This is a genomic window from Sporolactobacillus sp. CQH2019, assembly GCF_028765345.1.
Lineage (GTDB): Bacteria > Bacillota > Bacilli > Bacillales > Sporolactobacillaceae > Sporolactobacillus.
This window is the reverse complement of record NZ_JARAJZ010000001.1, coordinates 400,075-423,643: the sequence shown is the minus strand read 5'-3', so window position 1 is coordinate 423,643 and position 23,569 is coordinate 400,075. Positions and strand designations below refer to the sequence as shown.

Sequence of the window (23,569 nt, the reverse complement as noted above, 5' to 3'; positions counted from 1 at the left end):
GTTGCCCGGCTTTCCTTTCCTCCTGGCGTGGGCCTCTTTCGGACTTTCTTCAGAAAGTTGTCAGCCAGCGCCGGCGAGCCGGGTTCAACCGCGACTTTTTCCAACCCTCTTAAATGAAATCGGCGATTTTTTCTGCAGTTTTTTTCAGGATAGGAAATGAAAAGACGAGAGGGGAAATGCTCCTCCCTCTCGCCCTTCATTTGCGGCTATCTTTTGAAAAAGTCCGTTTCAAACGGCTTCAAATCAAAAAAATAAAAGAGCGTCCGTTCCTTTTACAGAATGGTGCGGTTTACTGCGCAAGCAGCGAGAGGCCGCCGTCGACTGTAATCGTTTGCCCGCGGATCATGAATGCCTGAGGCGTGCAGAGAAAATAAACGGCCTCTGCCAGATCTTCCGGTTCGACGATTCGTCCGGCAGGATTGCGTCTTGCGGCCTGTTCAAGCAATTCCGTGCGGTTCGGGAAATGTTTCAGGGCGTCGGTATCGACGGCACCTCCCGAAACCGTATTCACCGTGATGTTCATGGGCGCCAGTTCAACGGCAAGATAGCGTGTGATTGCTTCGACAGCCGCTTTAGATACGCCGACCACGGCGTAATTAGGAAGGGCCCGGACCGCTCCGAGGCTTGAGAGCGCGACGATATGCCCCCCGCCCGTCTTGTTCATTAGCCTGGCTGCTCTTTGTGCCGCGAATAAATAGGCTTTTGCATTAATGTCCTGTGTCCAGTCCCAGTGTTTCTCTTCAATCTCCATGACCGGGCGCTGTACGCCGGATGCCGCATTGTTTATAAAAGCATCCAGCCTTCCGAACGCCGCTTCGGCGCTGTCGAACAGATGATTGATCTGCTCCAGTTCGCCGATATTGGCTTTTACAATCTTGACGGTGACGCCATAGCGCCCTTCAATTGCGCGTTTTGTCTCTTCGGCGTTCGAACTTTTGCGCGCGTAATTCAGAATGAGGTCGTATCCGTTCTGCGCAAATTTTTCCGCAACGGCTTTCCCGATGCCGCGTGTTCCGCCGGTAACCAAAACAACTTTATGATTCATTTCCTGGCCCCCTGTACCCTTTTCAGCTCACTTTAGTATAACAGAGTCTGCAAAAGTGCAGCAAGAACCCCCCTGTCAAATTCCGATTCAATCGTCTATATCATCTATTAAAACATACTAACCTTAATGGTGTAGAGAAGTACGACGGTACTCTCTGCACCACTTTTATTTTATAGTAGGAGTGAAGCATAAGGCCGCTGTTCTTCATGCATTCATTTGAGGCAGCCTGCATTTGGAATAAGAAGCCTTCTTTCTTTCGCCCGGCCGAGGGGGAAAGACCGGGCCGTACCAGCGCCGCCCGGCCGGATTCATTCACAGGAAAACATTTTAAGCGTTTCACCTTGCGGAGGCCGTCAATGATTTCGGAAGAGAAACGGAAAATTCGGGCTAGAAAGCAAAAATACCGTCGGAAATCGTTCGTGTATGATAAAATAAAGCATGCGCCCCCGGTCAGTCAGTTAAGGTGCAGTTAATAAATGAATCGGGCGGCGCACTGACATTTCGGCTGTTCAATCAAATGTTTGGCGTATGAGTGGTAATCCTAGATCAGATCATTGAGAGGAAGCGTTTATCGATGTCGTCTTTTGAGTGGAAGACCATTAAGCCTTATGACGAAATCATTTTTGAAGCCTATGAAGGGATTGCTAAAATAACAATCAACCGGCCTCAGGTCCGCAATGCATTTACACCGAAAACAGTCATAGAAATGATTGACGCGTTTTCGAGAGCGCGCGACGATGCCAGTATCGGCGTTATCATTCTGACGGGAGCCGGGACAAAGGCATTCTGTTCGGGCGGCGACCAGAAAGTCCGCGGGAACGGCGGTTATGTCGGAAGCGATCATATTCCGCGCCTGAATGTGCTTGATCTGCAGCATTTGATCCGTGTGATGCCCAAGCCGGTTATCGCGATGGTAGCGGGTTATGCGATCGGCGGCGGCAATGTCCTGCAGGTTGTCTGCGATCTGACCATTGCTGCCGACAATGCTGTTTTCGGACAAACCGGACCGAAAGTCGGAAGTTTCGATGCCGGATACGGTGCCGGCTATCTGGCACGGATTGTCGGCCATAAGAAGGCCCGTGAAATCTGGTATCTCTGCCGGCAGTACAATGCACAGCAGGCTCTTGAGATGGGACTCGTCAATACGGTTGTCCCGCTTGAAAATCTGGAGGAGGAAACAGTCCAGTGGGCGAAAGAAATGCTTTCAAAGAGTGCAACGGCACTCCGTTTCCTCAAAGCCTCTTTCAATGCCGATACGGACGGGCTTGCCGGCCTGCAGCAGCTGGGCGGCGACGCGACGCTGCTTTATTATACGACGGATGAAGCGAAGGAAGGGCGGGACGCCTTCAAAGAGAAACGCGATCCCGACTTCAGCAAATTCCCGAAGTTTCCGTAAATCTGCCGATTTCCGATCTTCAAATGAATTCGCTTCCGCTGAAAGGCAGCCGCTGAAGAAGTAGAACGTTCTAAAGATCATAGAGGTTTCCATCAATATAATGTGGATAAAAAGGTAAAGCGGGCCGCCTGTATCCGGGCGCCCCGCTTCTTTCCCTTTTCGGCCCGAATTTTTCGGTACCTTCACCTGAAAAGGGAGCCGCTTTTCCGTCCGGCTGAAAGAGACGGACGGTTTTTGCGGAGTTTTGAAGCACACGGAAAGGAGGAGATATCGATGACGAAAACGATCATGCCGAACTGGCTGAGGCGCCGTGCCGAACTGACTCCGGACCGCACGGCGCTTGAAACGGACCGGGAGACGGTCAGTTTCCGTACACTTTTTCAATTAACGGCGGATATTGCCCGGCAGCTGCGGACGGCCGGCATTGGGCAAAATGACAAAGTTGCTTTGTTAAGTGAAAGCAGCGTGGAACTGGTCGGCTTCTACCATGCGATCAGTGCCGCCGGGGCGATCAGTGTCCCGCTGAATAACCGGCTGAATCCGGAAGAGGCAGCCTGGCAGCTGCGCGACTGCGGAGCAAAGTGGCTGATTTCGGACCGGGCTTTTCTTTCTCTCGCGGAAAAGATTGCGGACAAAGCGCCTTGTACGCTGCTGACGATGGCGGACGTGCAAAGCCGGCCGAAAATGTCGTGCGAGATAAACGGGACATTTGATCTGGACAGGCCCTGTACGATCGTTTACACTTCCGGAACGACAGGCCATCCGAAAGGCGTGGTGCTGACTTACGGAAATCACTGGTGGAGCGCGGCCGGTTCGCTGCTCAATCTCGGACTCAACGAAAATGATAAATGGCTCTGCTGTGTTCCGCTTTTTCATGTAAGCGGGCTCTCCATCTTAATGAAAAATGTGATTTACGGCATGACGGTGGTGCTGTCCGCCAAATTTAATGCTCATGAAGCCAATCGGCAGATCTGTTCAAACGGCGTGACCATGATGTCGGTTGTAGCCAATATGCTGCGGCGCATGCTGGACGATGCGGGGGAGGCCCGCTATCCGGAAACATTTCGCTGCATGCTGCTCGGCGGCGGCCCGGCCCCGCTTCCGCTTCTGGACCGCTGCAAAGAAAAACAGATTCCGGTTTTTCAGACATACGGATTAACGGAAACGGCTTCGCAGATCGTTACCCTGCCGCCGGAATACATGTTTACGAAAATCGGTTCCGCCGGTAAACCGCTGTTTCCGTCGGAAATCCGGATCGTTGCCGACGGAAAGGACAGAGATCCGAATCAGCCGGGCGAAATTGTCGCGCGGGGTCCGAATGTGACACCCGGTTACTGGGGCCTTCCCGATGCGACGGAACAGGCGATCAGAGACGGATGGCTGTATACGGGGGATATCGGTTATCTGGATCAGGACGGCTTTTTGTATGTTCTCGACAGGCGCCGGGATTTAATTATTTCGGGCGGCGAGAATGTCTACCCGGCTGAAATCGAATCGGTGCTGCTCGGCCATCCGGCCGTTGAGGAGGCCGGAGTCGTCGGCATTACCGATAAGAAATGGGGAGCGGTTCCCTATGCCTTTGTCGTGATCAAAAAAGGATTTATATTTTCAGAGAAAGAGATTCTCGATTACTGCGGCACAAAGCTGGCCAGATATAAGCTTCCTGTCCGGATTCAGCCTCTGGACCGGCTGCCGAGGAACGCATCCCGGAAACTTATGAGGAGAAAGCTTATCGATTTTCTCCCGAAAACTTTCATTCCTGGCAATGATTTTTGAGCGATATTGGGGTATGATAAGCCAGAACGGTTTCCTGTGCCCGGAAGAAAAGATGAAAGAGGCGAAGAGGATGATGATGGTTTATTTTAGTCTGGCGCTTTTTATCATAACGATTGTGCTGTTCATTATATCATTGGCTAAAACAGCGAAACTGATGAACGGTTCGATGGGAAAGATTGCAAAAACGGCCGAAAAGATACGTGAGCAGTCGGAGAAAATCGCTGAGGAAAAGCATCAGCTGACTCAGAACCTCTCCGCCGTTCAACTCGACTTTTTTAAAAAACGGGAAAGGGCACGGGAGGCAGCGGACAATATAAAAAAGTCCGTGACGCTGACACAGGAAAATTATTATAAAATAAAAATGGCGGTAAAAAACGAAAAAGCGTGAATCAAGCGGCCAACATTGACCGACGCTTTTGCGGGCGCGGACAGAGGCTCCGATTCTCAGTCCTGAACTGCCTCGCGACACTATCGCGACGGCGTTAAAAAATTAAAAATTGCTGAGGGAGGCGGAAAACTCTTGAAAAGCAGGCGGCAATCCGTGTCCGGATGGCTTTTTGTGCTGGCGCTGTCCGTGACCTTGTTTCTGTTGCTCGTTCCGGCGGTCCGTACCTCCGCCATTCGTCAGGCAGACAATGCACTGCTCCAGTCTCTCAATCCGCTTCGATCGGCTCCGATGGTTGCTTTTTTTGCGGAACTGACCCGGTTCGGAGCCGGCCGGCTGTTGTTTTTTATCGTGGCAATCGGTACAGCCTTTCTGCTGTATAAGAGACGCTACTCGTCCGCTGTGATCTTGCCGGCTGCTTATCTTGCGGAACGGGTCCTGAATACTCTTCTCAAAAACTGGATCATGAGAAGCCGGCCGCCTCTGCCGCATCTGGTTGCTGAATCCGGATACAGTTTTCCGAGCGGCCATGCGATGAATGCGCTTACCGTATACGGTCTCCTGATTCTGCTGCTGGTTCCGCTGATCCGGTCCGTCCGGCTGAAGATTGTCTGGACTGCGCTTTGTCTGATCATGATCCTTCTGATCGGTTTCAGCAGGCCCTTGCTGCGCGTTCATTATTTCAGCGATGTTTTTGCCGGTTATTGTGCGGGGGGTGCCGTGGTTGCCGCCTGCGCGCTGATCCAGCTTGCGATTCATGCTCCGGCAAGGCGAGACGGGGGATGAATCATCCGCCGCCGGTTTCAGCCTCGGATCTCTAGTGGCCAAAAATCCGCAGCAGTAAAAGATTTCTGACTTAACACCTCTTCCTCATTGGTATAAAATTATACTAGTTATAATGATCCGGAAATAGCTTAACATCAGGATTTCTCATGGCGTTATAAAAACACGGAAATGCGGGTTCAGTTCCGGCAAAAAAGCAGGCAGTCGATTTTCGGCCGCCGCGGGGGCCTGAATTTATTTCCGCGCTGATCAGTGATTTCAGAACCAGAGAAAGCGTCGCCGTTTCGGAAAAATGCTGCTGTCCGCCGAACGATGATATTGTTGCCCGTCAGTTTTATCGCCGCTTACAAAAAAAATTTCCATCCAAAGGAAGTGCAATCATGCCGCAGACAAATGTCGGACTGCAAATTCTGCCTTTTTCAAAGGAAAAGGACACGTATGCATTGGTGGATAAGGCGATCGAAGCCATTCAGCAATCAGGTGTCCGCTATGAAGTTGACGCCCTGGAGACCGTCATGGAAGGGGAGCTCGACGATCTGCTGGAGGTCGTCAAGAAGACCATCTATGCGACGATCGCCGCAGGAGCCGATGAAGTGGGCGCCGAGGTAAAGATCCATTTCCGCCCCCAGGGGACATCGATCGAAGAAAAAGTCGGCAAGTACCGGAACTAAACGGACCGGAGAAATAAGAAAAACTTCGGCAGCTCTCAGGCCGCTGAAAAGTATAAAAGAGCGGGCCGCCGTACTGAACAGATACAGCGGCCCGCTTCGTCTGTCTTCTTTTTTTGTATTATAGTTTTTTTATCACAAGAGTAAAAATCTTCGCAGATCCCGGAATATAGGCTTTAATAGGTATCTCCTCTACCCATGTATCATCCAGCCGGACCGCGGCGCGGAAATGGCGGCGGTTCTTCCGGAAAGCGATCGCCTGGCACGGGCGGCGGTCTATTCTTTTGAATGTTTCTGCGAATGACGATTTTATTTCACTGAAAAAAAGGGCTATCCTGCGCGGACAGGCGTTGCATAGCGGAAACGTCCGATCTTTTTTTTCGGCCCGCCGCGAATGCCTGTGAATTGTGGTGAAATGCATTCGCAAACGTTAGATATCAACAGTAAAACATTATTTATCATCGATAAAAAGCTCATATCATCAGTAAATGGAAGAAAATCGACAGAAACGTTCGGAAAATCGACAGACTGGAATCAATAAGTGCGAATAATCAGAACAGCAAGCTCGACCCTGATTGATCGATCAACCGCGGTAAAAGGTTGATCGGCTGTTAGTAGCAGGCGGTCGCACCGAATCAGGCTACAGTCGCACCAAATCGTCGGAAAGCCGCACCGAATCCTGCAATAGTCGCACCGAAATGCAGAACAGTTGCACCGAATCGGGCCGAAGTCGCACCGAATCGCCGGGAAGTCGCACCGAACCAGGCCGAAGTCGCACCGAATCAGGCTACAGTCGCACCGAAATGCAGAACAATCGCACCAAATCGGGCCGAAGTCGCACCGAACCAGGCTACAGCCGCACCGAAATGCAGAATAGTTGCACCGAATCGGGCCGAAGTCGCACCGAATCGCCGGGAAGTCGCACCGAACAGGAGCGGTCGCACCGAATCAGGCTACAGTCGCACCGAATCGCCGGGGAGTCGCACCGAATCGGGCCGAAGTCGCACCGAATCACCGGGGAGTCGCACCGAACAGGAGCGGTCGCACCGAATCAGGCTACAGCCGCACCGAAATGCAGAACAGTTGCACCGAATCGGGCCGAAGTCGCACCGAACAGGAGGGGTCGCACCGAATCAGGCTACAGCCGCACCGAAATGCAGAATAGTTGCACCGAATCGGGCCGAAGTCGCACCGAACAGGAGGGGACGCACCGAATCAGGCTACAGCCGCACCGAAATGCAGAATAGTAGCACCGAATCGGGCCGAAGTCGCACCGAACAGGAGCGGTCGCACCGAATTCTGCAATAGTCGCACCGAAATGCAGAACAGTTGCACCGAATCGGGCCGAAGTCGCACCAAATCGCCGGGGAGTCGCACCGAACAGGAGCGGTCGCACCGAATCAGGCTACAGCCGCACCGAAATGCAGAATAGTTGCACCGAATCGGGCCGAAGTCGCACCGAATCGCCGGGAAGTCGCACCGAACAGGAGCGGTCGCACCGAATCAGGCCGAAGTCGCACCAAATCGCCGGGAAGTCGCACCGAACAGGAGCGGTCGCACCGAATCGGGCTGAAGTCACACCGAATCGCCGGGAAGTCGCACCGAACAGGAGCGGTCGCACCGAATCAGGCTACAGTTGCACCGAACCAGGCCGAAGTCGCACCGAATCCAACCGTGGCAGGGAGTTTAGCAGTTTATCGGTCGTCCCCGGGAGTTTATCGGTCGTTTCCGGAAGTCTATCGGTCGTTGTCGGCGCTTAATCGGTCTTCAGCAGGTATACCCGGTTTATCGACCGTTCAACTCAATTTATCGATCATGGCGCCGGATTTATCGGTCGCCGCTGTGAGTTATCGGTCGATATGCCCGGTTTATCGATCACGGCACCTGATCTATCAAATTGTTATGGAAGTTTGTTGATCGCGGAAACGTTCTCCGTCTTTCAAGAGATTGCGGTTTTAGGAGAAGTCGATCATCATCTGACAGCACGACAGGAGAATGAGCACCCATATTTGTTTTTTTTCAGCGCCCGGCGGCCTTTGCCGGCTTTTTTGATTGATAAAACGGGATAGCGCTTCCGACAGCAGCAAAGACTGGCCGGAGAGAATAGAACGGATGTTCTTGATGTGATATAATGAAGTCAGCTTTTTCCTTTAGAGTTTTTTGATCTGAGACGGCGGGAGGAGGAAAGATAAATGTCTGTACGCTTTATTCTGGGACGTCCGGGAACCGGAAAAACCGCGTCCTGTATGGAAGAAGTCAGAACGCTGATCCGGGAAAATCCGTCGGGCTCTCCGCTGATTTATCTCGTTCCCGACCACATGACTTTCAATACGGAATATGATTTCGCCAGAACGGATGGCTTCGGGGGTATGACACGATTGAATGTTTTCAGCATTCCCCGCCTTGCGCTCCGCGTCCTCCAGCAATCCGGGGGCATCACCCGCTATCACTTAAATGAGACGGGGATTGCCATGCTGCTGCGGAAAATTGTTGAACAGAACAAAGATCAGCTTCATCTTTTTAAAAAGGCGGCGGAACAGAGCGGTTTCTACCGTCTGCTCGGCGATACGCTGGCCGAATTCAAACGCTATCGTCTGAGACCCGAACAGATCGCCGGACAAGCGGCGGCGCTTGGCGGGGAAAGCGCAGGACATCTGCTCCTGAAAGATAAACTTCACGATTTATCGATTGTTTATCAATCCTTTGAAAAGGCGCTTGCCGGCAAATATATTGACAGCGATGATTATCTGAGGCTGGCGGCTGAGAAAATTGCCGAGACGGATTTTTTGAAGAACGCCGAAATCTGGGTCGACGGTTTCCAGACGATGACCCCCGAGGAACAGCGGGTTGTCGGAGAACTGATGGAAACGTCCAGACGGATGACGGTCATACTTGGTATTGACAGAGCGTACGATCGTCCGCCGGAAGAATTCTCGGTTTACCGCCATCCCGCCCGCCTCTTTCTCCAGCTGAAGGAGTATGCGGAAGAACAAAATCTGGAACTCGAACCCTTAGTGATCAAAACTGAACCGCTGCGTGCGCAGACGCCTGCACTGCAGCATCTGACACGCTGCCTCGATCAGCCGCACATTCGCGAATCGCCCAGTACGGAAGGGCTCGTACTGACCGAGGCCGTCAACCGTCGCGAAGAAGTTGAACAGACGGCCCGGGATATTCTGGGACTCGCCCGCGACCGGGGCTTCCGGTTTCGCGATATGACCGTGCTTGTCCGTAATCTGGAAGACTACCGCAACCTGATTGCAACGGTTTTTGCCGACTACGGCATCCCCGCTTTTATTGATCATAAAAGGCCGATGCGTCATCATCCGCTCATTGAGCTGATTCGTTCCGCACTCGAGGCGATTCAGCAGAACTGGCGCTATGAACCGGTTTTCCGCTGCGTTAAAACCAATCTTCTGATTCCCCCCGGCAGCAGCCTTCCGGCAATGCGCGAGGCGATGGACGAGCTGGAAAACTATGTCATGGCCTACGGCATTTACGGGGAAAAGAAATGGACGGGCGCCGATCCGTGGAGTTACAGAGTTTATCGCGGGCTGGAAGAAGATCAGCACGAGCAGACCGAAAAAGAGCGGCAGGCCGAAGCACGGATAAATCGTCTGCGCTTTCTTGTTGCGGGACCGATCGCATCATTTGAAGAAAAACTTAAATCCGCATCGACCGTACGGGAAAAGTGTACGGTCCTCTATGATTTTATGATCGGGCTTGCGATACCCGACAAATTGGAAAGAATGGCGCGGGCGGCCGAAAGTTCGGGAAGACTGTCGGATGCGAAAGAGCACGGACAGGTCTGGAAGGCGGTCGCAGACATGCTGGACCAGTGTGTCGAAGGCGCAGGCGAGGAGAATATTTCTCTTGAACTTTTTTCAAAAATTATCGATACCGGCCTCGATGCGCTGGAATTTGCCCTTGTTCCGCCGGCACTCGATCAAGTACTGGTCGGAAGTATGGACAGGATGCGGTCGTCGGAACTGAAAGCTGTTTTTCTATTGGGCGTTAATGAAGGCGTGATTCCGGCAAAACCTTCGGAACAGGGGCTGTTCTCCGACGAGGACCGGGACAGCCTCGAAGCGTCTGGAATGCATGTCGCGGACGGGGAAACGGGCCGGATGGCTGCGGAAAATGAATTAATTTTCCGTGCGCTGTCTCTTCCGAAAGAAAGGCTGTTTTTATCCTTTCCTCTTGCTTCGGAAGACGGCGAATCGCTCAAACCGTCCCCGCTGATCGGCCGGCTGAAACGGCTGTTCCCCGGCCTTTCCGCCAGACTGTCGCCGGCGGAGCCGCGCCTGCTTTCCGCTGAGCAGCAGCTCGGTTTTGTCAATACTCCCCGGAAAACGATCGGCTTTCTGTCCTCGCAGATCCGTGAATGGCAGAACGGATACCGGATCGCCGGTCTTTGGTGGGACGTTTATGACTGGTTTATAGATCAGGAGAAATGGGGAGCCGCGGCGCGACGCATTCTGTCCGCCCTTTTTTCGCAAAACGGCGAACGGCTCGGCCAGGAAACCGCGCGCGCGCTCTATGGAGAAACAATTCAGGCGAGTGTGTCGCGGATGGAACAGTTCAATTCCTGCCCGTTTTCCCAGTTTGCCTCTTACGGGCTGAAACTGCGCGAGAGGGAAGTGTTCCGGCTGGCAGCGCCGGATATCGGCCAGCTTTTTCATATGGCAATCAAACGAATGACCGAACAGATTCAGCAGGCTCGCCGGCAATGGAGCGATCTGTCGCCGGAAGACTGCGACCGGCTTGCCGCGGAAACCGTGTCATTTCTGGCCCCGAAACTGCAGCGCCGCATTCTGGTCCGTTCGAGCCGCAATCACTATATGCAGCACAAACTGACCCAGGTTGTCGCCCGGGTTGCCCGGGTTATGCGCCGCCATGCACAGGCCAGCGGCTTTTCTCCGCTCAGTCTTGAATTGCCCTTCGGCCCCGGCCGGCCGCTTCCGCCGCTGCAATTTTCTCTTCGAAACGGATGCAGGATGGAGATCGTCGGGAGGATTGACCGGGTCGATAAGGCGGAAGATGCGGATCACCGCCTGCTGCTGCGGGTCATCGATTACAAGTCGGGCAGCACGGATTTAAGCCTGACCGATGTTTATTACGGACTGGCGCTGCAAATGCTGACTTATCTTGACGTCGTTCTTACTTATTCGAAGCAATGGCTTGGCGTTCAGGCCGAGCCCGCAGGCGTCCTTTATTTTCATGTACACAATCCCTTCCTGCGTCTTACGGACAAGCTTGCGGCGGACGCGCTGGAGGAGGAGATCTACAAAAGTTTCAGGATGAAGGGGCTGCTTCCGCAGGATGAGGCCGTGCTTCGCCTCACCGACCGTGCGGCGGCGGGCGGCCAGTCCGCAATCGCTCCGTTCGGCATCAAGAAAAACGGAGAATTCTATAAAGGCTCTTCTGTCGCCGGAGCTGAAGAGTTCGATGCTTTGAGACATCACGCCAAAAATATGATGAAGCAGGTTGGAAACAGGATTACGGACGGCGATGTCCAGATCGCTCCTTACAGATTGAGGGAGCGTGTCCCCTGCACTTATTGTCCGTATCGCCCTGTCTGCCAATTCGACCGGTCGCAGCCCGGAAATGCGTTCCGCCAGCTGCAGAGACTGCCCGATGACCAGGTCCTTTTTATGTTAAATAAAGAAAAGAGTGATCCCAATGATCATGAAGCCTGAAAACAGCCGCTGGACAGACCGGCAGTGGCAGGCCATTAATGAATGCGGGCACGATGTTTTAGTGGCGGCGGCGGCCGGATCGGGAAAAACGGCGGTGCTTGTTGAGCGCATTATCCGTAAGATCACCGACCGCAGGCGGCGGGTGAATATTGACGATCTGCTCGTTGTCACGTTTACAAAAGCGGCGGCGGCGGAAATGAGGGAAAGAATCGGACGTGCCTTGGAGAAGGAGCTTGCCGAACATCCTGAAGATCTGTTCCTGCGCAGGCAGCGGACGCTGCTCAGCAAGGCGTCGATCATGACGCTGCATGCTTTCTGTATGTCCGTGGTTAAAAAATATTATTATTTCCTCGATCTTGATCCCGGGTTCCGGCTGCTTGACGAGACGGAAGCCGCCCTGTTAAGAGAAGAAGTGCTGGACGACGTCCTTGAGAAACGGTATGCCTCGGATGATCCCGCGTTTTACAGACTGGCGGATCAATATTCGGGCGACCGAAGCGACGACGCCCTCCGCCGGCTGATTGTCAGATTATACGATTTTTCGCGCAGCAATCCTTGGCCGGATCAATGGCTGGACCGGATGGTGAAAGCCTACCGGCTTGGCAGCGATGTGTCAATTGATGATTTTGAATGGATCGGGGATCTGAAGAAAGCGCTGAATCGATATGTTTTATCCGGCATTGCGGCGCTGGAAGAAGCAAGACATCTCTGTGATGAAACGGGCGGCCCGGCGGTCTATGCGGGAGCACTTGACAAAGATATTGCCGCACTTCGCGCTTTGGCCGCGCAAACCGGCGCAAGCTGGGAAACACTCCGATTTTCCTTTCTGAATATCGTTTTTGGGAAAATGCCTGCCTGCAAAGGCCGGGATGTTGATGCCGGGCTTAGGGACCAGGTAAAAAAAATACGCGACAAAGTGAAGAAAAGAATCGCCGATCTTCAGCAGCAATGGTTTGCCCGATCGCCGCAGGAGAGCATTCAGGACATGAGGGACATGGCTCCGTCCGTCGCGCTTCTGAGGGCGCTCGTCCAGGATTTTTCGGCGCTTTTCAAAAAAGAAAAACGAAGGAGAGGACTGCTGGACTTTTCGGATCTGGAGCATGAATGCCTGGCCGTTCTGCGCCGGGAAGGCTCGTCTCCCGACAATGAGCAGCCTTCCCTTGTTGCGGAACAATATCGCGCCCGCTTTGAAGAAGTTCTGGTGGACGAATATCAGGATACGAACCGGGTTCAGGAGTCGATTATCCAGTTGATCACAAAAGACGGCGGGCAGGGAGGCAATCTGTTCATGGTCGGCGATGTGAAGCAGAGTATTTACGGCTTCCGACTGGCGGAACCCGGACTCTTTACTGAAAAGTACAGGCAGTTTTCAGACCCTGCTGCAGACGGCATAAAAATTGATCTGTCCAGCAATTTTCGCAGCCGTCCGGAAGTGATTGACGGAACGAACTTTCTGTTCCGGCAGGTGATGGATGAAGCGACGGGCGGAACGGACTATGACGCCAATGCCGAACTGCGCTGCGGAGCAAGTTATCCTTCCGGGGAGAGGCCCGTCGATCTTGAACTCATTGACCGTGCGGACCGCGGAGAAAACGACGGAACGGATCAGGACGATCCTGACGCGACCGAGTTGGAGGCGGCGGCAATCGCCGATCGGATCCGGGCAATGATCGGAGACGGTTCCGGACCCGCTTTTCAGGTCTACGACCGTTCCGCTGGGCAAATGCGGGCCGTACGCTATCGCGATATCGCTATCCTGATGCGGTCGGCGAACACATCGGCCGCTGTCATGAAAGATGTGCTCGGGCAATACGGCGTTCCGTCTTATGCCGAGCTGTCGAAGGGGTATTTTGACACGGTTGAAGTGTCCGTGATGCTTTCCGTTCTTCAGATCATCGACAATCCCTATCAGGATATTCCGCTTGCCTCCGTGCTCCGCTCCCCGATCGTCGGTCTGGACGGCGACGCGCTTGCCCGGATCCGCATGGCAGATCGGGCAGGCGCCTATTATACAGCCGTCAAACGCTATATCAGAGAAAACGGCGATTCACTTGCAGATACTCTGGCCGGTTTTCTGAAAAAGCTGTCGGCGTGGAAAAGCAGATCGGTCAGCCGTCCGGTTTCCGAGCTGATCTGGCAAATCTATCGGGACACCGGCTATTACGATTATGTCGGGGGCCTGACGGGAGGAACACAGCGTCAGGCAAACCTCAAGGCCTTTTATGACCGGGCGGAGCAATATGAAAAAACGTCTTTCCGCGGATTATTCCGTTTTCTGAGGTTCATTGCCCGCATGAGGGAGAACGGCGGCGATTTAGGTGAGGCGCGTGCGCTGAGCGAGCAGGAAGATGTGGTCAGAATTATGACCATCCATAAGAGCAAAGGCCTTGAATTTCCCATTGTCTTCGTGGCCGGGCTTAATAAAAAATTCAATTTAAAAGATACGGCGGCTCCGGCGCTGCTGCATAAAACGCTCGGCTTCGGATCGCTCTGGATCGACCCCGATCAACGTCAAAGCGTGCCGACACTGCTTTTCCTCGCGATCAGGGAACGGATGAAAGCGGATGCCGTCGCCGAAGAAATGCGGATCCTCTACGTCGCGGTCACAAGAGCCAGAGAAAAGTTGATTCTTGTCAGCTCTGTCCCCGATGCGAAAAAAAAGGTGCATCAGTGGGCCGCAGCGTTGCACTGCCGCGACTGGCTGCTTCCGGAATACATCCGCGGCGCTGTTTCCTCATTTCTTGATTGGATCGGCCCGTGCGTGATCCGCCACCAATCGGCGGAGGCGCTCCATGAATTGGCGGGCGGAATCCCCGACCGGACGGCTGTTTCCCGCGACCGGTCTTCATGGACAGTCAGTATGATCGCAGGCGTCCGCATGGCCGCCGATCAGGCGGCAGAACGGAGGGAGGACCGCGACCGGCTGGAGCACCTGAGACAGTGGCAGAAAGTGGAGCCGCATTCGGATAAGGATGAGGAAATCGGCCGCCGGCTCGGCTGGACCTATCCGCAGCGCCAGGCAACGATTTATATGGCCAAACAGACGGTCACCGAGATCAGGTCGCAGCAAGAGTATTTCAGCGAAGGCCAGGACGACCGGCTGCTTGCCGATCGGTTTCGGGAAATCGGAGGCGAGCGCCCGCATTTCCTGCAGAAAGGCGATCTGTCGCCCGCAGAACGCGGAACGGCACTGCATATCCTGATGCAGCACTTCGATCTGAAGAGATCGGCCGACGAGCAAGGAATCCGAATACAGGAACTTGAGCTTGTTGAAAAAGAAATATTAACCCCCGAGCAGGCGGATAGTCTGGACAACGCCGCGGTTGCACGGTTTTTTCTGTCTCCGATCGGCAGCAAAATGAAAAATGCGGATCAGGTGATACGGGAATGTCCTTTCAGTCTGGTCCTTGATGCGGATCAGGTTTATCCGTCCTGGGGGCCGGACCGGAAAGGAGAAGAACAGGTGCTGGTCCAGGGCGTCATTGATTGTATTATTGAAGAAGAGGGAGAATTGACACTTCTTGATTATAAAACCGACCGTTTATCCCCTCGCTTTCCTGAAGAAAAACTGGCGAGAGAAGAACTGAAAAGGCGCTATCATGTACAACTGGATCTTTACCGCCGGGCGATCGAAAAAATCTGGAGGCGGCCGGTTGCACGGGTGGGACTTTATGCTTTTGACGGCGGATATTTTGTCGATCTATCAGGGGAACGGGGGGAGAGTGTATGAGACTGCCGCACACAGCTGACTGGCATCTCGGCCGCATGCTTGAAGGCCGCTCGCGTGAAGACGAACAGGAAGCGGTCATGGATGAAATATGCCGGATTGCGGACGAGGAACAGATTGATGCCGTTCTGATGGCCGGAGACGTGTTCGATACGGTGAACCCGCCGGCCGTTTCCGAAGCGCTTTTCTATGAAACTGCGGAACGGCTGGCAAAAGGCGGAGAAAGGCCGCTCATTGTGATTGCCGGCAATCATGACAGCCCCGACCGGCTGGAAGCTTCACGCCCGCTCGCCGGCAAGAGGGGGATTAAGATTATCGGCCGCCCCGTTGCCGCCCCGCTTTCCATACCGATTGCCCGGACCGGCGAACGGCTGGTGGTCGGAGCGATTCCCTATCCCTCCGAATCGAGGCTGAATGAATGCCTGAGCGCAATGAACGAGGAAAAAGCCATTCAGCAGGCTTATAACGATCGGCTGGCCGTGCTGTTTCATGAACATGCGCGTTCTTTTTCCAAGAATACGGTCAATGTGCTGATGACGCATGTTTTTGTGGCGGGCGGACGGGAATCCGATTCCGAACGGCCGGTACAGGTCGGCGGCGCTTATACGGTTGACCCCGCCTCATTTCCCGGTGCGGCCCAGTATGTAGCACTGGGGCATCTGCACCGGCCGCAGACGATGGAAAAATCACCCGTATTGACGCGTTACGCCGGGTCGCCGCTCGCCTACAGCTTCTCCGAATCGGATCAGCCCAAATCGGTGACCGTGCTCGATGCGGAGCCGGGGAAGGCGGTGTCTGTCGAAACCGTCCGGCTGACATCCGGCCGGCCGCTCATCCGCTGGCGTGCGGAAAACGGGCTTGACGAGGTTCTGCGCTGGCTCGGGGAAGGGCGTGACGAAGGAGCCTGGATTGATCTTGAAATCCGTCTGGATGAAGCATTGGACATGCATCAGATTCAGGCACTGCGCAGGAGAAACGGCCATTTTGTCGGCATCCGGCCGATTTACGGCAGCCTTCCCGAGGAGGACGGCGGCATCCGCCGGTCGAATCTGCCGATCGATCAGCTGTTCATTCGTTTTTACAAAGATCATACGGACGGAGCCGAACCGGGTCCGGAGCTGGTTCAGCTTTTTCTGAAGATGATTGCAAAAGATGAGGCGGAGAAGGAAGCCGCAGCGGGGAGCGATGATCATGAAACCGGTTGAACTGACGATTCAAGGGTTAAACAGTTTCCGCGACGTTCAGCACGTCGATTTCGAATCTTTGTGCGCGGACGGCATCTTCGGCATTTTCGGTCCGACCGGGAGCGGAAAATCGACGATTCTGGACGCCGTCACTCTGGCGTTGTACGGTACTGTGGAGCGCGCCGCCAACAATACGCAGGGCATACTCAACCAATTGGAAGATCAGCTTTCTGTCGGTTTCACGTTTGAACTGGCCGGGCAGAAGAAAGTACGCTACCGCGCCGAGAGGAGCTATAAACGGAAAAAAGACGGCGGAATGAGGGCGGGCAGCTGCCGGCTGATGAGACTGGGCGAGAAAACGGAGGTCCTGGCCGATAAAGAACGCGACCTCACGGCGAAGGTTCAGGAGATTCTCGGACTGACGCATGATGATTTTACCCGTGCCGTGGTACTGCCTCAGGGCAAATTTTCGGAATTTCTGTCACTGAAAGGAAACGAGAGACGGCAGATGCTGCAGCGGCTTTTCCATCTGGAAAAGTACGGGGACGAACTGACGGCAAGGCTGAAAAGACATGCCGATGCGGCGAAACAGCGGCTGACTCTGATTTCGGAGAAAGAAACCGTGCTTGGCGATGCCTCGAAAGAAGCGGTGGAAAAGCTGCGCGAGCGATTGCACCAAGTGAGCGGAGAGCTTGCCGGGAAAAAGGCCGTACTTGAAAAACAGCGGTTTGAGCGGGATGAAATGAAGCAAATATGGGATTATCAGGAAGAAAAAAAGGCAAAAGCAGCAGCCCTGCAGCTCCGTCTTGATGAGCAGCCCGCCGTTGAGAAAAAAAGACGGCTGCTCGAACGGAACGACGCCGCGGAAAAGATACTGCCCTATCTTGAGGCGCTGACAGCTGCGGAAAAAGAATATCAGGAAGCTGATGAAGTATCCGTTCAGGCAGAAAAATGTTTTGCGGCTTCCGAATCGGACGAGCAGTCAAAGAGAAAGGTCTACGAAAAAGCAAAGAAAGATGAGGAAGAGCGCGGTCCGCTTCTTTCCGGGCAAAAGCAGCAGCTTGTTCAGGGACTCGAGATCAAGCGGCGGCTGACTCGGGTCCGGAGTGAAATAAGCGCCGATGCGGCTGCGCTGGCAAAGCTTGAGCAGGACATAAACGGCTGCCGGCAATCGACCGGCAGAGAGCAGCAGCATAAAGAGGAACTTTCAAATAAACTGGAACAGCTGGAGCAGTCTCTTCAAAAGCTGGAAATATCAGGCGAGCGCCGAACTGCCGTTCATAAAGCCCTGGATGAAAAAAACGCGATCGAGCAGATCGATTCCTATTTGAAGGAAAAAAGAAAAGAATGGGCGGAGAATCAGAAGGTTTGGCTGGAATGCAGCAACGAGCGCGAGCGGCTCGGCGGAAACAGGAAGCTGCTCAATGAAAAGGGCGGACAGCTGTTTAAACGCTATCAGACCGTCTATAATCGGGCTACCGTGATCGGAGGGCAGATCAGGCTGGCCCGCACCTATCTGAAAACAAAGAGAGAAGAGACGGAAAAGGAACGGGAGGCGGCGATCAGACATCGGCTGTCACTGGATCTGGCTGCAGGGCTGAGGGACGGAGAGCCGTGCCCGGTCTGCGGAGCGGTGCACCATCCGCATCCGGCGGCGGCCGGAAAGTATCCGGATGAGGGATCCATCACTCGGTTGATTCGTTTCTATCAGAAAGCCGACGAATCTTTAGGCCTGCAGCAGCAGGAGACCGGGATATGCCTTAATCGGCTGGAGCAGCAATCTGCGGCATTTAAAACGCTGTCTCCCGAAGCTTTGCACACAGGATCCTCTGACGGGGCTGAGGCAGGTGCCGATTTTATCGACTGGGAAAAGACCGGGTTGAAACCGGTCCTGAAAGAAACGGAGCTGGCGGTCAGGGAAATGAAGCAAGATGTGCTGGACGTCGGCGAAACGCTTGACCGTTTGTCCAATGAAGCACGGCAGGCGGAGACGGCGCGCCTTTCCCTGGAAGCACAGCTTAACTTTTATGAAAAAGAAAAGAAAAAGATACAAGATGCGGCGCTGGTGCGCAAAAAGGAAATGGAAGAGCGGCTAAACCGCTGGCCTGATCAATTCCCGCCGATAGATCGAATTCAGGATGTGTACAGAAAAATGCTGGATTCGGACAGTAAGGTCGGAAAGATCCGGACGGAGATGACTCAGGCAAGGCAGGAGCGCGGCGTGATTGAACAGAAACTGACCGCGAATGAGGATAAAATTCACCGGCTTGAAGCGAAGTGGAATGAAATAAAGGGAAGAATGGATGGATCCGAAAAATCCTCTGCCCGCGATGCAGCTGCTTTAAAGGCCCTCAATCTGGCGGAGGACGACCCGATCGAAGATAAATTATCCCGACTGAACCGGCTGCTCGAACAAATGAAAGAAAATCGTGAGAACAGCTACCGGGAATGGCAGCAGTCTCTCACTGTCCGCATTGAGGCGGATAAACAGTTTAACAATGCTTCGGATAGAAAAGAAAGAGCGGGAAGGTCCCAGCGGTCTGCTGAAGAAAGGTGGAACGAACGGATCGCGTATTCGAGTTTTGAAAAAAGAGAAGACGTGCTGGCCGCCCATCTCCCCGAAGAGACGCGGATCGCGTTTAACGGAGAGATTGCCGCATTTGAAAAAGAGAAAGCAAGACTTGTTTCAGACCTGCAGTCGCTTTCAGAAAAGCTGAAAGGCAGATCGGCGGACAGAGGGAAACTGGCTGAAGCGGAGGAGAGCTGCAGCCGTCTGACAAAGGAAGTCGAGACGCTGAGCGAACAGTACGGAGCGGATGCCAGGGGGCTGGAAGACCTGGAAAAAAGACACAGCCTCTTTAAACAGCTTGAATCGGAACGCAGACGGACGCAGAAAGAGGCCGATCAATTTGAAAAATTGCAGCGTGTCTTTCGCGGCAATGCATTCGTCGAATTCGTGGCAGAAGAGCAGCTGCAGCAGGTCTGCCTGGCTGCTTCAAAACGGCTGGCCGATCTGACGCGCGGCCGCTACGCACTTGAAGTTGACGAATCGGGAGGATTCCGCATCCGGGATGACGGTAATGGCGGCATCCGGCGGCCGGTCTCCTCGCTTTCGGGAGGCGAGACGTTTCTGACATCGCTCGCTCTTGCCTTATCGCTGTCGGAACAGATTCAGCTGCGCGGCAATGTGCCCCTGCAATTCTTCTTCCTTGACGAAGGCTTCGGAACGCTCGACCCTGATCTTCTGGATACAGTCGTAACGGCGCTCGAAAAACTGCACATGCGGCGGCTTTCGATCGGCGTAATCAGCCACGTACCCGAAATGAGGGAACGGCTGCCGAGAAGGCTGATTGTCGAACCGGCACAGCCTTCGGGACGCGGAAGCCGTGTCAGAATGGAGGTTCTGTGACAGAAAGCCCGGTAAATCCAGGTCCCTCCGCATGAATCCATGCGGCGGTCCCTTTTGCCGGATTTTTTTATGTGAGAATTCTTTCTTTAAGCTCGGATATGAATATCTGAAAAAGGCAGGCCCCTCTCTTGCTTACGGCATAGGAGCAATCATGATCAAGCGATGCCATAATCGCGTAAGACGGACTGGAACTTCTTGCTTACAGCATAGGAGCGATCATTCGATCACATCGGGCGATCCGTGTTTCTTTCAGAGTGATCGGCACCGGACAGACGATATCGGAGTTTTGAAACGGTTATTGTTAAGAAGCGATCTTTGCTGGAGAATCTGGAGAAGACGATACGCTGAGGGGTTTCGTCTTTTTTGTTTGCTTTCAGCAATAGCCGCTGTATATTTCCAGAGCCAAGCCTCCTCTCTGAAACGAGGATCGTTGCGCCTAAATAGGATATGTCGACCGAAAAGAAAGCCGCTGCGACCGATAACTGGTGCATGTCGACCGAAAAGAGAGCCGCCGCGACCGATACCCCGTGCATGTCGACCGAAAAGAGAGCCGCCGCGACCGATACCCCGTGCATGTTGACCGAAAAAAAGGCTGCTGCGACCGATACCCCGTGCGTCGACCGAAAAGAGAGCCGCCGCGACCGATACCCTGTGCACACCGACCGAAAAGAGAGCCGCCGCGACCGATAATCTGTGCACGCCGACCGAAAAAGAGAGCCGCGACCGATAACCGGTGCACATCGACCGAAAAGAGAGCCGCCGCGACCGATAACCGGTGCATGTCGACCGAAAAGAGAGCCGCCGCGACCGATATCCCGTGCATCCCGACCGAAAAAAAGGCTGCTGCGACCGATACCCCGTGCGTCGACCGAAAAAAGAGCCGTTCCGACCGATAACTGGTGCATGTCGACCGAAAAGAAAGCCGCTGCGACCGATAACTGGTGCATGTCGACCGAAAAGAGAGCCGCCGCGACCGATACCCCGTGCGTCGACCGAAAAGAGAGCCGTTCCGACCGATAACCGGTGCATGTCGACCGAAAAGAGAGCCGTTCCGACCGATAACCGGTGCATCCCGACCGATAAATCTCCTGGAACAGGATCATTTTGCATTTCGGCTTGCCCTCGGTCTGGTTCGACGTGGTTTCACGGTGTTTCGGCGCGACTGCTCAACTTCGGATCGACTTTCTGACGATTTGGCGCGACTTTTTCATGATTGAGTGCGGCTCTCCTTGTTCGGATCGACTTTCTGGCATTTCGGTGCGCTCTAGGTCCTCGATTGGCGCGGCTTCGAAATTCAGCGTTGATTCATTTTTCAGAGAAGCCTGTCGGGGCCCGCATCGCAGTTATTCGTCTTCCAGAGGAGCAGAGACGCATTCATGCTTCGTTTCGGCTAGACGAGGTGGGAGATACTTAGTTTTATAAATTTTTACTCTTTGTTTGTCTTTTATTTACATATTTATGGTATGATTAGTTATACAAATTATACTAAACATACAAAGAGGAGTAAAAGATGGCAAATCCGAAGGGCAAGTATATTTGGACGGCAAAAGTTGGAGAAAAAGGACAGATTGTGATTCCAAAAGAAGCTCGCGATATTTTCCAGATTAAACCTGGAGATACGCTGCTTTTATTGGGCGATGAGGCGCGAGGCATTGCGATTGTAAAAAATGACGACTACATGAATTTTGCAAGGGCGATATTTGATGCACAGAAGCGAGGGGAGGATGATAGAAAATGATCGCTATCCAAACGATCAATTTGACTAAAAAATATAAAGGAAAAAAGGCGGTTGATCGTCTGAATCTGTCGATCGGGCAGGGCGAACTGTTTTCCCTGCTCGGCGTGAACGGCGCAGGGAAAACAACGACGATCAAAATGCTTTCCTGCCTTTGCAGGCCGACGGACGGCGACGCTGTGCTGCTCGGCAACAGCATCCTCACGAATCCGGCTGCGATCAAGCAGAAAATAAATATTTCACCGCAGGAAACAGCGGTCGCGCCGAATTTAACCGTGAAAGAAAATCTGGAGACGATCGCGGGACTTTACGGCAGCGGCGGAAAGAGAGCGGCGGAAACGGCGAAGAAAATGATTGAATATTTCGGACTTTCCGAGATTGCGAAGAGCAAGGCAAAAACTTTATCGGGCGGCTGGCAGAGGAGGCTCAGTATTGCCATGGCACTCATTTCAAATCCGCAGATTCTTTTCCTCGACGAGCCGACGCTCGGACTGGATGTTCTTGCCAGGCGCAGTCTCTGGAGCATCATCGAAAAAATGAAAGGCAAGGTTACCGTTATTCTGACGACCCATTATCTTGAAGAGGCGGAGGCACTTTCCGACAGAATCGCCATCATGGCAAAGGGCCGGTTAAAAGCAGTCGGAACGGCAAAGGAGCTGATGTCGAAGACAAAAAAGGAAAACTTTGAAGATGCGTTTATTGCACTGGCATCGGAAAACGAGGTTTCATGATGAAAATGCTGGCCTTTACTTCGCGCAATCGCAAAGAAATTCTCAGAGACCCGTTAAATCTGGCTTTCGGCATCGGTTTTCCGCTGGTCCTGCTCGTTCTGTTGTCCGCCATCCAGGCTAACGTTCCGGTCGATTTGTTTAAAATTGAAAAGCTGGCTCCGGGTATCGCCGTTTTCGGGCTTTCCTTTATTTCACTCTTTTCCGGAATGTTGATCGCCAAGGATCGAAGCACCTCATTTCTGATCAGGCTGTTCGCTTCGCCGCTTTCCGCATCCGATTTTATACTCGGTTATACCATACCGCTTTTACCCATGGCGATCGTGCAAATCATCATCTGTTTTATTGCTTCCCTTTTCCTTGGATTGTCCGCAACTCTTAATCTATTGCTTGCACTCATTGTACTTATTCCTGCCGCCGTCTTTTTTATCGCGGTCGGACTGCTGGCCGGAAGCCTGCTTACGGACAAACAGGTCGGCGGCGTCTGCGGCGCATTGCTGACCAATCTGGTCGCGTGGCTGAGTGGAACATGGTTTGACCTGAATCTGGTCGGCGGCACATTCAAAACCGTTGCGGATCTATTGCCGTTTGTCCACGCGGTAGACGCTGCACGGTCGGCAGTTGCCGGAAACTACGCGTCGATTTTTCCCGACCTCTGGTGGGTCATTGCTTACGCAGCGGCTCTTCTTTCTCTCGCAATAGTTGTTTTTAATAAAAAGATGCACAGCGACACGCAATAAAATAAATGTGCTCAATGATCGCGTTTTTGGCTGTATTGTGCCGGCCGATAACGCGATTTTCACGCATCCGCCTGCAGAATGTTTTTTGAAAAATCTGAGCTGTTTGATTCGCAATCTTCTATTTGCTTATAGTAGCGTTTAAGAGTTACGTTAACCCGGTATGGATTTACAATCTTTTACATTTTATTTACAGTCGCTTTACTGAGAATCTTTATCCTATAAATATCCGTGATTTTAACGGATCGCTTTATAAACTACGCCGAAAGTCTTACAGGCCGGTACACCTGCAGATTG

Annotated in this window: 16 protein-coding genes; 13 read left to right on the top strand and 3 right to left on the bottom strand. The window is 53.3% G+C overall.

Features of this window, described 5'->3' with window-relative positions:
- Positions 1 to 289: 289 nt before the first annotated feature.
- A complete protein-coding gene (gene fabL / locus OYT88_RS01980) occupies positions 290 to 1,045 on the bottom strand; it encodes an enoyl-[acyl-carrier-protein] reductase FabL (RefSeq protein ID WP_274397677.1) in 756 nt (251 codons plus the stop codon).
- 574 nt (positions 1,046 to 1,619) lie between these two features.
- On the opposite strand from fabL, the gene menB reads away from it, so the two are divergent.
- The 5 genes from menB to OYT88_RS01955 all read left to right on the top strand — a co-directional run bounded on the left by menB (position 1,620) and on the right by OYT88_RS01955 (position 6,056).
- Positions 1,620 to 2,441, top strand: coding sequence for a 1,4-dihydroxy-2-naphthoyl-CoA synthase (gene menB, locus OYT88_RS01975; RefSeq protein WP_274397676.1), 822 nt, complete (start codon positions 1,620 to 1,622; stop codon positions 2,439 to 2,441).
- 273 nt (positions 2,442 to 2,714) lie between these two features.
- Entirely contained in the window at positions 2,715 to 4,217 is a 1,503-nt protein-coding gene (locus tag OYT88_RS01970) for an o-succinylbenzoate--CoA ligase (RefSeq protein WP_274397675.1), read from the top strand.
- Positions 4,218 to 4,287: 70 nt separating this feature from the next.
- Positions 4,288 to 4,605 (top strand): hypothetical protein, encoded by a 318-nt coding sequence (locus OYT88_RS01965; protein WP_274397674.1) that lies wholly within the window; start codon positions 4,288 to 4,290, stop codon positions 4,603 to 4,605.
- Between the two features lie 132 nt (positions 4,606 to 4,737).
- The gene (locus tag OYT88_RS01960; RefSeq protein WP_274397673.1) at positions 4,738 to 5,388 is read left to right on the top strand and encodes a phosphatase PAP2 family protein; all 651 of its coding nucleotides are present in this window, start codon (positions 4,738 to 4,740) and stop codon (positions 5,386 to 5,388) included.
- 377 nt (positions 5,389 to 5,765) lie between these two features.
- Positions 5,766 to 6,056 carry a thiamine-binding protein gene (locus OYT88_RS01955; RefSeq protein WP_274397672.1) on the top strand — a complete coding sequence of 97 codons (291 nt, stop codon included), beginning with the start codon at positions 5,766 to 5,768 and terminating at the stop codon, positions 6,054 to 6,056.
- A gap of 779 nt (positions 6,057 to 6,835) precedes the next feature.
- On the opposite strand, the gene OYT88_RS01950 is transcribed toward OYT88_RS01955, so the two are convergent.
- Positions 6,836 to 6,997, bottom strand: a complete 162-nt coding sequence (locus tag OYT88_RS01950) for a hypothetical protein (protein WP_274397671.1) — start codon at positions 6,995 to 6,997, stop codon at positions 6,836 to 6,838.
- Between the two features lie 385 nt (positions 6,998 to 7,382).
- Here OYT88_RS01950 and OYT88_RS01945 point away from each other — a divergent pair, with 385 nt between their 5' ends.
- From OYT88_RS01945 to OYT88_RS01925, 5 genes are all read left to right on the top strand, one after another.
- On the top strand, positions 7,383 to 7,970 hold the full coding sequence (locus tag OYT88_RS01945; protein ID WP_274397670.1) for a hypothetical protein: 588 nt from the start codon (positions 7,383 to 7,385) through the stop codon (positions 7,968 to 7,970).
- A gap of 275 nt (positions 7,971 to 8,245) precedes the next feature.
- On the top strand, positions 8,246 to 11,752 hold the full coding sequence (addB, locus tag OYT88_RS01940) for a helicase-exonuclease AddAB subunit AddB (protein WP_274397669.1): 3,507 nt from the start codon (positions 8,246 to 8,248) through the stop codon (positions 11,750 to 11,752).
- Positions 11,736 to 15,482 carry a helicase-exonuclease AddAB subunit AddA gene (gene addA / locus OYT88_RS01935; RefSeq protein ID WP_274397668.1) on the top strand — a complete coding sequence of 1,249 codons (3,747 nt, stop codon included), beginning with the start codon at positions 11,736 to 11,738 and terminating at the stop codon, positions 15,480 to 15,482. The genes addB and addA overlap by 17 nt, the downstream gene beginning before the upstream one ends.
- Entirely contained in the window at positions 15,479 to 16,684 is a 1,206-nt protein-coding gene (locus tag OYT88_RS01930) for an exonuclease SbcCD subunit D (protein ID WP_274397667.1), read from the top strand. Before addA ends, OYT88_RS01930 begins: the two co-directional genes overlap by 4 nt.
- Positions 16,671 to 20,072 carry an AAA family ATPase gene (locus tag OYT88_RS01925; RefSeq protein WP_274397666.1) on the top strand — a complete coding sequence of 1,134 codons (3,402 nt, stop codon included), beginning with the start codon at positions 16,671 to 16,673 and terminating at the stop codon, positions 20,070 to 20,072. Before OYT88_RS01930 ends, OYT88_RS01925 begins: the two co-directional genes overlap by 14 nt.
- 224 nt (positions 20,073 to 20,296) lie before the next feature.
- Here the strand turns inward: OYT88_RS01925 and OYT88_RS01920 are convergent, their stop codons facing one another.
- Complete coding sequence (locus tag OYT88_RS01920; RefSeq protein WP_274397665.1) at positions 20,297 to 21,175, bottom strand: hypothetical protein; 879 nt, start codon at positions 21,173 to 21,175, stop codon at positions 20,297 to 20,299.
- A 407-nt stretch (positions 21,176 to 21,582) separates the two neighbouring features.
- On the opposite strand from OYT88_RS01920, the gene OYT88_RS01915 reads away from it, so the two are divergent.
- The 3 genes from OYT88_RS01915 to OYT88_RS01905 are packed head-to-tail and all read left to right on the top strand — an operon-like array spanning position 21,583 to position 23,275.
- Positions 21,583 to 21,810: an AbrB/MazE/SpoVT family DNA-binding domain-containing protein gene (locus tag OYT88_RS01915; RefSeq protein WP_274397664.1), complete on the top strand. Its 228-nt coding sequence runs from the start codon at positions 21,583 to 21,585 to the stop codon at positions 21,808 to 21,810.
- Positions 21,807 to 22,538: an ABC transporter ATP-binding protein gene (locus OYT88_RS01910; protein WP_274397663.1), complete on the top strand. Its 732-nt coding sequence runs from the start codon at positions 21,807 to 21,809 to the stop codon at positions 22,536 to 22,538. Before OYT88_RS01915 ends, OYT88_RS01910 begins: the two co-directional genes overlap by 4 nt.
- Positions 22,538 to 23,275: an ABC transporter permease gene (locus OYT88_RS01905; protein ID WP_274397662.1), complete on the top strand. Its 738-nt coding sequence runs from the start codon at positions 22,538 to 22,540 to the stop codon at positions 23,273 to 23,275. Before OYT88_RS01910 ends, OYT88_RS01905 begins: the two co-directional genes overlap by 1 nt.
- The last annotated feature ends 294 nt before the right edge of the window (positions 23,276 to 23,569 follow it).